Below are 7,375 nucleotides of genomic sequence, written 5' to 3'. Positions count from 1 at the left end.
GGACCCGGCGCCGCGGTGGTGGCTGGGACCGTGGCGGGAGAGCTGGACCCCGGCGCAGCACGCCGACGCCGTCGAGGTGGTCCGCGCCGCCATCGGCCGGGGCGACGTCTACCAGGTCAACCTGGTCGGCCACGCCGCCGCGCCGTACGCCGGCGACCCGCTGCCCGCGCTTGCCCGCCTGGGCGCGCTGCCCGGCGCCCGCTACGGCGGCACGCTGTCGGGCCTGGACTGGGCGATCGGCTGCGCCTCCCCGGAGACCCTGGTCGAGGTCGACGGCGGACGGCTGGTGACCCGGCCCATCAAGGGCACCCGGCCGGCCACCGCCGAAGGCCGGCGGGAGCTGCTCGCCTCGGCCAAGGAACGCGCCGAGCACGTGATGATCGTCGACCTGGAGCGCAACGACCTGGCCCGGGTGGCCCGTACCGGGTCGGTGCGGGTGGATGAGCTGTTCGCCGTACGGCGGTGGTGCGACCTGTGGCAGGCGGAGTCGACGGTGTCGGCGGTGGCCGCCGACGGGCTGGGCCTGGCGGACCTGCTGCGGGCGGTCTGCCCGGGCGGGTCGGTGACCGGGGCGCCGAAGCTGGCCGCGCTGGACCGGATCGCGGCCCTGGAGCCGGTCGGCCGGGGGGCGAGCATGGGCGCGTTCGGCTGGGTGGGGTCCGGCCGGATCGACCTGGGCCTGACCATCCGCACCGCCGCGGCGGACGCCGACCGGCTGCACGTGTGGGCCGGCGGCGGCATCACCTGGGGCAGCGACCCGGCGGCGGAGGTCGCCGAGGCGGCGGCGAAGGCCGCCCCGGTGCGCGCCCTGCTCGCCGCCGGCTGAGCGGCCCGCCGTCAGGCCCGGGCGAACTCGTCCAGCGCGGCCAGCACCTTCTCGGTCATGCCGTGGCCGGTGCCGTGCCCGCCGGTCTCCACGATCTCCAGCCGGGCGTCGGGCCAGGCCCGGCTGAGCTGCCAGGCGATGTCCGGCGGGCCGCTGACGTCGAGCCGGCCCTGCACCAGCACACCCGGGATGCCGGCGAGCTTGCCGGCGTCGCGCAGCAGCGACCCGTCGGGCATGAACCCGCCGTTGCTGAAGTAGTGGGTGACCAGCCGGGCGAACCCCATCCGGAACACCGGGTCGGCGTAGCGGGGGCTGGGCCGGTAGCCGCCGGCCAGACAGACGTGCACGTCCTCCCAGGCGCACCAGTCGCGCGCCGCCCGGTCGCGCACCTCGGGGTCCGGGTCGGCGAGCAGCCGGGCGTACGCGGCCGACAGGTCGCCGTCGCGGTCGGCCTCGGGCACCCCGTCGCGGAACCGGGCCCATTCCTGCGGGAAGATCCGGCCCATGTCGCGGGTGACCCACTCGATCTCCCGGCGGGTGTTGGCCACCACGCTGAACAGCACCAGCGCGGTGACCCGCTCGGGGTGGCGCTGGGCGTACGCCAGGGCGAGCGAGGAGCCCCAGGAGGCGCCGTGCAGCAGCCAACGGTCGATGCCGAGGTGGACGCGCAGCCGCTCGATGTCGGCCAGCAGGTGGCCGGTCGTGTTGACCGACAGGTCCGCGGCCGGATCGCCGGCGTGCGGGGTGCTGCGGCCGCAGCCGCGCTGGTCGAACAGGACGATCCGGTAGGCGGCCGGGTCGAACATCCGGCGCCAGGCGGGGGTGGCGCCGGAGCCGGGCCCGCCGTGCACCTCCAGCGCGGCCCGGCCGTCGGGGTTGCCGCAGGTCTCCCAGTACACGTGCTGGCCGTCGCCGACGTCGAGCATCCCGTGGGCGTACGGCTCGATCGGTGGATACATCCCGGTTCCCCTCCCGCGGACCAGATACAACAGCGCTGTTACATTAGCGGACGTGACCGGAACCCCCGACCGCGAGGCGCTCGGCACCCTGCTGCGCCACGTCCTGGAGCTGCTCGACGGCGACGTCGCCGCGGTCTACGCCGACCTGGGCCTGGCCGACTACCGGCCGCGCTTCTCACCGCTGGTGCGGGTGCTGGTCGCCGACGGACCCCTGGCCATCCGCGACCTCGCCGCCCGGGTCGGGGTCACCCACTCGGCGGCCAGCCAGAGCGTGGCCCAGATGAGCCGCGCCGGACTGGTCACCCTCAGCCCCGGCGCGGACGCCCGGCAACGCATCGTCACCCTCACCGACCGGGCGTACGCGCTGCTGCCGGCGATCGAGGCGGAGTGGGCCGCCACCACCACCGCGATGCGGCAGCTCGACGCCGAACTGCCGGTGCCCCTGGCCGACGAGCTGTACGCGGTCCTCGCCGCGCTGCGCCGCCGGCCGCTGCGCGACCGGATCACCGACACCGGCCTGGCCCCCGACCGACCGCGCAGCCCGGCCCGACCGGACACCGCCGGGTGACGGCCTGCCGGCGGCTGACCCGCCGGTAGGGTCCGGTGGTGACCACCGAGTACAGCGGCACCGGGGACCCCGCCCGCAGCCTCGCCCTGCTCTGGCGCACCCGGGAGAAGACCAGCCGCAAGGGCGGCGACCTGAGCGTCGACCGGATCGTCCGCGCCGCCATCGAGGTCGCCGACGCCGAAGGGCTGGCCGCGCTGTCCATGCGCCGGGTCGCCGAGCGGCTCGGCGTCGGCACCATGTCGCTCTACACGCACGTGCCCGGCAAGGGCGAACTGCTCGACGTCATGCTCGACACCGTCTACGGCGAGACCGCCCGGCCCGAGGACGTCCCCGGCGGGTGGCGGGGCCGCCTGGCGCAGATCGCCCGGGAGACCTGGGCGCTGTACCTGCGCCACCCGTGGCTGCTCCAGGTCGCCACCACCCGCCCCCCGCTGGGCCCGAACCTCATCGCCAGATACGAGTACGAGCTGCGCGCGGTCGACGGCATCGGCCTGACCGACCTGGAGATGGACGCCGTGGTCACCCTCGTGGGCAGCTACGTCCACGGCGCGGCACGCGGCGCCGTGGAGGCCGCCCAGGCCGCCCAGCGCACCGGCATGACCGAACAACAGTGGTGGCACGCCCACGCCCCGTACCTGGAGAAGGCGATGGACCCGCGCCGGTTCCCCCTCGCGGCGCGGGTCGGCACCGCCGCCGGGCAGGAGTACCAGGCCGCCGCCGACCCGGGCCGGGCCTTCGAGTTCGGCCTGGCGCGGATCCTCGACGGCATCGAGGTCCTCGTCCGCGACCGGTGCGCCGCCGGCTGAGCGGCGGGTGGGCGCGTCGGCGGCCGTAACGGACGGATAGCCTTCCGGGCATGACTATGCGCCCCATCCGGATCATCGGCGACCCCGTGCTGCGCACCCCGTGCGAGCCGGTGACGAGCTTCGACGCCGACCTGCGCGCCCTGGTCGCCGACCTGATGGACACCCTGCTCGGCGCGCCCGGCCGGGCCGGCGTGGCCGCCCCGCAGATCGGGGTGAGCGTTCAGGTGTTCGTCTACGACGCCGACGGCCACCGCGGGCACATGATCAACCCGACGCTGGAGCTGTCCGAGGAGCGGCAGGACGACGACGAGGGCTGCCTGTCCATTCCCGGGCTGTACTTCCCGACCCCGCGGGCGATGCACGCCACCGCGCACGGCTTCGACCAGCACGGGGAGCCGCTGACCATCGCCGGCAGCGGGTTCCTCGCCCGCGCCCTGCAGCACGAGACCGACCACCTGGCCGGCCGCCTCTACGTCGACACGCTGCGCGGCGACGCCCGCCGCAAGGCGCTGCGGGAGATCCGCGCCGGCCGCTTCGACTCACCCAGCCGGGGACGCTGACGCGCAGCGGGGGTGGCCGACGACCGGCCACCCCCGCCATTGGCGATGGGTCACTTCGGCGGCGGGGCCACCAGGCAGGTCGCGGTCGAGGAGTTCCCGAAGTCGTCCACGCCCGTGATCACCGCGTCGCCGCGCAGCGTCACCTTGTAGTCGATGTCTCCGGTGCCGTCCTTGACGCGGGACTGCGCGCCGGGCGCCTGCACCAGCTTGATCTTGGTGTCGGCCGGGAACGGCCCGAAGCGCACCGACGGGTCGGCGGTGTCACCGACGAACACGTCCACCTTCGTGTCGACGATGTCGGTCGAGCGCAGCTGGTAGAACCCGTCCGGGTTGTACGAGCCGGGGGTGTTGTCGCCGCTGGGGTTGTTCGTCGGCACGCACAGGGTGGTCGGCGCGGTGGTGTCGACCACGCGCATGACCGCGGTGTCGCTGCCGGTGTTGCCGGCCGCGTCGGTGGCGGTGCAGGTGACCGCGGTGGCGCCCAGCGGGAAGGTGCTGCCCGGCGGCGGCGCACAGGTCGGGGTCAGCGGCCCGTCGACGTTGTCGGTGGCCGTGGCCGGGTAGTTGATGACCGCCCCGGCCGGGCTGGTCGCCTCGACGGTCCGGTCGTCGACGACCACGGTCGGCGGGGTGACGTCGTTGACCTTCACGGTGATCTGCTCGACGAACGCCGGCCCGCCGGGCAGGCCGTTGAGCAGGAAGTCCACCGTGCAGTGCAGGGTGGCGCCCTGGGTGGCGTCGCCGGCCACGGTGATGGTCTCGGCGAACGGCACGTCGGTGCCGCTCTGCTGGGTCCGCGACGCGGCGTCGAAGCTCACCGACAGCCCTGGGTCGCACGAGGTCACCGTCGGGGTGACGGTCACGTCGAGGTCGCGCAGCCCGCTCAGGATCGCCGCGGTCACCGTGTCCGGCGAGCTGCCGACCACCTGTCCGCCGGTCGCGCCGGCCACCGCCGTGGCCTGACCGTCGGCGTCCAGCCCGCCGCCGCCTCCGCTGACGTTCACCGCCAGCACCCGGGCGTCGTCGGCCTGCAGCGCCGCGGTGGCCTGGGCCAGGGTGTGCCCGGCGCTCGGGTCGTGGCTGGGGGCGTCGCCGACCAGCACCACCAGCCGGCTGCTGCCGGAGCGGTACGCGATCGCCCCGTCGGAGACCTGGAACAGCGCGTTCACCCAGGCCTCCGGGACGTCACCGCCCCCGCCGGCGGCCAGTCCGTCGACCGCGTTCTGCAGGGCGGTCGCGTCGCCGGTCAGGTTCTGCCGCACCCGGAACAGCTCCGCCCCGTCGCCCTCGTCCCGGTAGGACGCGACCGCGAACTCGGCGCTGGGCTGCGCGGTGCGGACGTTGGTGATCACCTGCTGCAGGTTGGTCCGGACGTTGGCGATCGCCGTGCCCATGCTGCCGGTCGTGTCGACCAGCAGCACCACGTCGGGCTTCGGCGGGATCGGCGGAGTCGAGACGACCTTGGCGATGTCGATGGTGGTGGCCGGGTTCGCGGCCCGGTCCACGGTGGCCGGGTCGACGCCCGGCGCGGCCCACGCCGGTGTGGCCACCGCGGTCACCATCGCGGTCACCGCTGCGGCGACGGTCACCGCCCTTTTTCTTCGCCCCCCGGATACTGCTGTCGAACCCATCGCGACTCCTTCAGCTCCGCCGCGCCTGACGGGCGCGACCTCTGTCAGGAACGCTAGGGGTCCGACGGGCCGCCGCGGGTCCGACATAAGTCCAGCTCAGGGTCGGGTTGTTGACCCGGCGTGGCGACTGGACGTGTCAGGCTGGACGACCTTCGCCATCACCCGCGGTGGTGCAGGCCGCACTCCACGAAGTCGGCGACGCGGGTGAAGCCCAGCCGCTCGTACAGCCGCAGCGCCGCCGGGTTGTCGGCCCGCACGTTGAGGGTGACGTGGTCGACGCTGCCGGCCAGCCGGGCGCACAGCGCGGCCACGGCGGCGCCGGCCAGTCCACGTCCCCGCGCCCCCGGGTGGGTGGTGACGTTGCCCAGCGCGGCCACCCGGAACGTCGGCGACCAGACGTGCACGCCGGCGACGGCGACCAGCTCACCGGCGGCGCGGACCCCGACGTACTGGCCGGTGTCGAGCATCCGCGGGTCGAACCAGTTGCCCGGGTAGGCGGTGGCGTAGAGGTCGAGCAGCTCGGGCAGGTCGGCCGGGCCGAGCACCTCGCCGGCGGGCGTGACCCGGGCCAGCCGCGCCGGGTCGGTCAACGCCATCCGGTGGTGCGTCGCGGCGTCGGCGACCCGGAACCACCGCGCCAGCGTCGTGTCCAGGCCGGGGGACAGGTGCGCCCACAGCCGGGCCGGCAGCAGCGGCGCGAGGTCGGTGAGCAGCTCCGCCAGCTCCGCGGTCCGCCGCGGGGACGCGAACGCCAGCAGCGTCGGCAGCGCGACACCGTGGTAGAGCAGCGCCACCTGGTCGTCCCGGCGGAACCACGAGGTGTACGGCCAGAAGAAGTCGTCCAGGTCGCCCAACTGATACGCGTGCAGCACCGGGTCCCGGCTCAGCAGGTCGGCCAGGACGGCCCGGTCGTGTTCAGCGCGCACCGGCATCCGCCGATGATCACACAGTGCCGGTCAGCAGCCGGGGCGGCCTGCCGGTTCGACGGGCAGGTTCTCGTGGGCCCAGCGCGCCAGGGCGTCCAGGGCGGGCACCAGCGCCGCGCCCCGCTCGGTGAGCTGGTAGCTGACCCCCAGCGGGGGCCCCTCCCGCACGGTCCGGGAGACCAGCCCCACCCGGGCCAGTTCGCCGAGGCGGTCGGAGAGCACCGATTCGCTGATCCCCGGCAGTGCGCGGGTCAGCTCGGCGAAGCCGGCCGGTCCGTTGGCCAGGGTGGCCAGCAGCACGCCGTTCCACCGCTTGCCGAGGAACGCGAAGGCGCGGGCGATCCCCCCGTCGCACGCCCGTGCTGTGCCGCCGACTTCCGGCCTGGCCGTCATACCCCGAGGATACCGGCCGCGCCGACACGACACGGCACTACTAAAAAGCTAGCTGCTACTGTTGCAGGAGGACCCCAATCAGAGCGAGGATCCCTGATGACCGACCTGATCACCCTGCACCCCGAGGCGCGGGCGCAGCTGTTCACCGACGCCCGCACCGCCAACACGTTCACCGACGAACCCGTCAGCGACGAGCAACTGCGGGCCATCTTCGAACTCGCCAAGTACCCGCCCACCGCCGCGAACACCCAGCCGCTGCGGGTGCTCTACATCCGCGACGGTGAGCCCCGCGAACGGCTGCTCACCCACCTGAACGAGGGCAACCGGGCCAAGACCGCGTCCGCACCGGTCGTCGCCGTGCTGGCCGCCGACACCGACTTCCACGAGTTCATCCCGCGGGTCTTCCCGATCCGCGCGCAGATGCGCGACGCCCTCGCGGGCGACGTGCAGGCCCGCGAGCGGATGGCCCGGTTCAACGCCACCCTGCAGATCGGCTACTGGCTGCTCGCCGTCCGGGCCGCCGGGCTGGCCGCCGGACCGATGGGCGGCTTCGACGCCGACGGCCTCGACAAGGAGTTCTTCGCCGACAACGGCTGGAGGTCCGTGCTCGTGGTCAACATCGGCAAGCCCGGCCCGGACGCCTGGTTCCCCCGGCTGCCCCGGCTCGACTACGACGACGTCGTCCGGCACGCCTGAGCCGACGCTC

9 protein-coding genes are annotated in these 7,375 nt (G+C 74.5%); 5 read left to right on the top strand and 4 right to left on the bottom strand.

Annotated elements, in window-relative coordinates; genetic code table 11:
- A partial coding sequence (locus JNW87_RS03815; RefSeq protein ID WP_238453020.1) for a chorismate-binding protein occupies nucleotides 1–826 on the top strand: 826 nt, incomplete at its 5' end.
- A gap of 11 nt (nucleotides 827–837) precedes the next feature.
- Here the strand turns inward: JNW87_RS03815 and pip are convergent.
- A complete protein-coding gene (pip, locus tag JNW87_RS03810; protein ID WP_109805498.1) occupies nucleotides 838–1,785 on the bottom strand; it encodes a prolyl aminopeptidase in 948 nt (315 codons plus the stop codon).
- A 52-nt stretch (nucleotides 1,786–1,837) separates the two neighbouring features.
- Between pip and JNW87_RS03805 the strand changes: the two genes are divergently transcribed.
- From JNW87_RS03805 to def, 3 genes are read left to right on the top strand one after another with little or no spacing between them, the layout of a single operon-like run.
- Nucleotides 1,838–2,353: a MarR family winged helix-turn-helix transcriptional regulator gene (locus JNW87_RS03805; protein WP_109805497.1), complete on the top strand. Its 516-nt coding sequence runs from the start codon at nucleotides 1,838–1,840 to the stop codon at nucleotides 2,351–2,353.
- A 38-nt stretch (nucleotides 2,354–2,391) separates the two neighbouring features.
- A complete protein-coding gene (locus JNW87_RS03800; RefSeq protein WP_109805517.1) occupies nucleotides 2,392–3,159 on the top strand; it encodes a TetR/AcrR family transcriptional regulator in 768 nt (255 codons plus the stop codon).
- Nucleotides 3,160–3,209: 50 nt separating this feature from the next.
- On the top strand, nucleotides 3,210–3,719 hold the full coding sequence (def, locus tag JNW87_RS03795) for a peptide deformylase (RefSeq protein ID WP_109805496.1): 510 nt from the start codon (nucleotides 3,210–3,212) through the stop codon (nucleotides 3,717–3,719).
- 50 nt (nucleotides 3,720–3,769) lie between these two features.
- Here def and JNW87_RS03790 read toward each other — a convergent pair whose 3' ends face one another.
- From JNW87_RS03790 to JNW87_RS03780, 3 genes are all read right to left on the bottom strand, one after another.
- A complete protein-coding gene (locus JNW87_RS03790) occupies nucleotides 3,770–5,308 on the bottom strand; it encodes a VWA domain-containing protein (RefSeq protein ID WP_161558003.1) in 1,539 nt (512 codons plus the stop codon).
- 200 nt (nucleotides 5,309–5,508) lie between these two features.
- A complete protein-coding gene (locus JNW87_RS03785) occupies nucleotides 5,509–6,282 on the bottom strand; it encodes a GNAT family N-acetyltransferase (RefSeq protein ID WP_109805494.1) in 774 nt (257 codons plus the stop codon).
- A gap of 24 nt (nucleotides 6,283–6,306) precedes the next feature.
- Entirely contained in the window at nucleotides 6,307–6,669 is a 363-nt protein-coding gene (locus tag JNW87_RS03780) for a helix-turn-helix domain-containing protein (RefSeq protein ID WP_109805493.1), read from the bottom strand.
- Between the two features lie 96 nt (nucleotides 6,670–6,765).
- Here JNW87_RS03780 and JNW87_RS03775 point away from each other — a divergent pair, with 96 nt between their 5' ends.
- Nucleotides 6,766–7,365: a malonic semialdehyde reductase gene (locus JNW87_RS03775; protein ID WP_238453019.1), complete on the top strand. Its 600-nt coding sequence runs from the start codon at nucleotides 6,766–6,768 to the stop codon at nucleotides 7,363–7,365.
- Nucleotides 7,366–7,375 lie beyond the last annotated feature (10 nt).

The organism is Micromonospora sp. ATA51 (genome assembly GCF_016802855.1).
GTDB classification, from domain to species: domain Bacteria; phylum Actinomycetota; class Actinomycetes; order Mycobacteriales; family Micromonosporaceae; genus Micromonospora; species Micromonospora sicca.
Note: the sequence above shows the minus strand (reverse complement) of the source record. Positions and strands in the feature narration are given on the sequence as shown.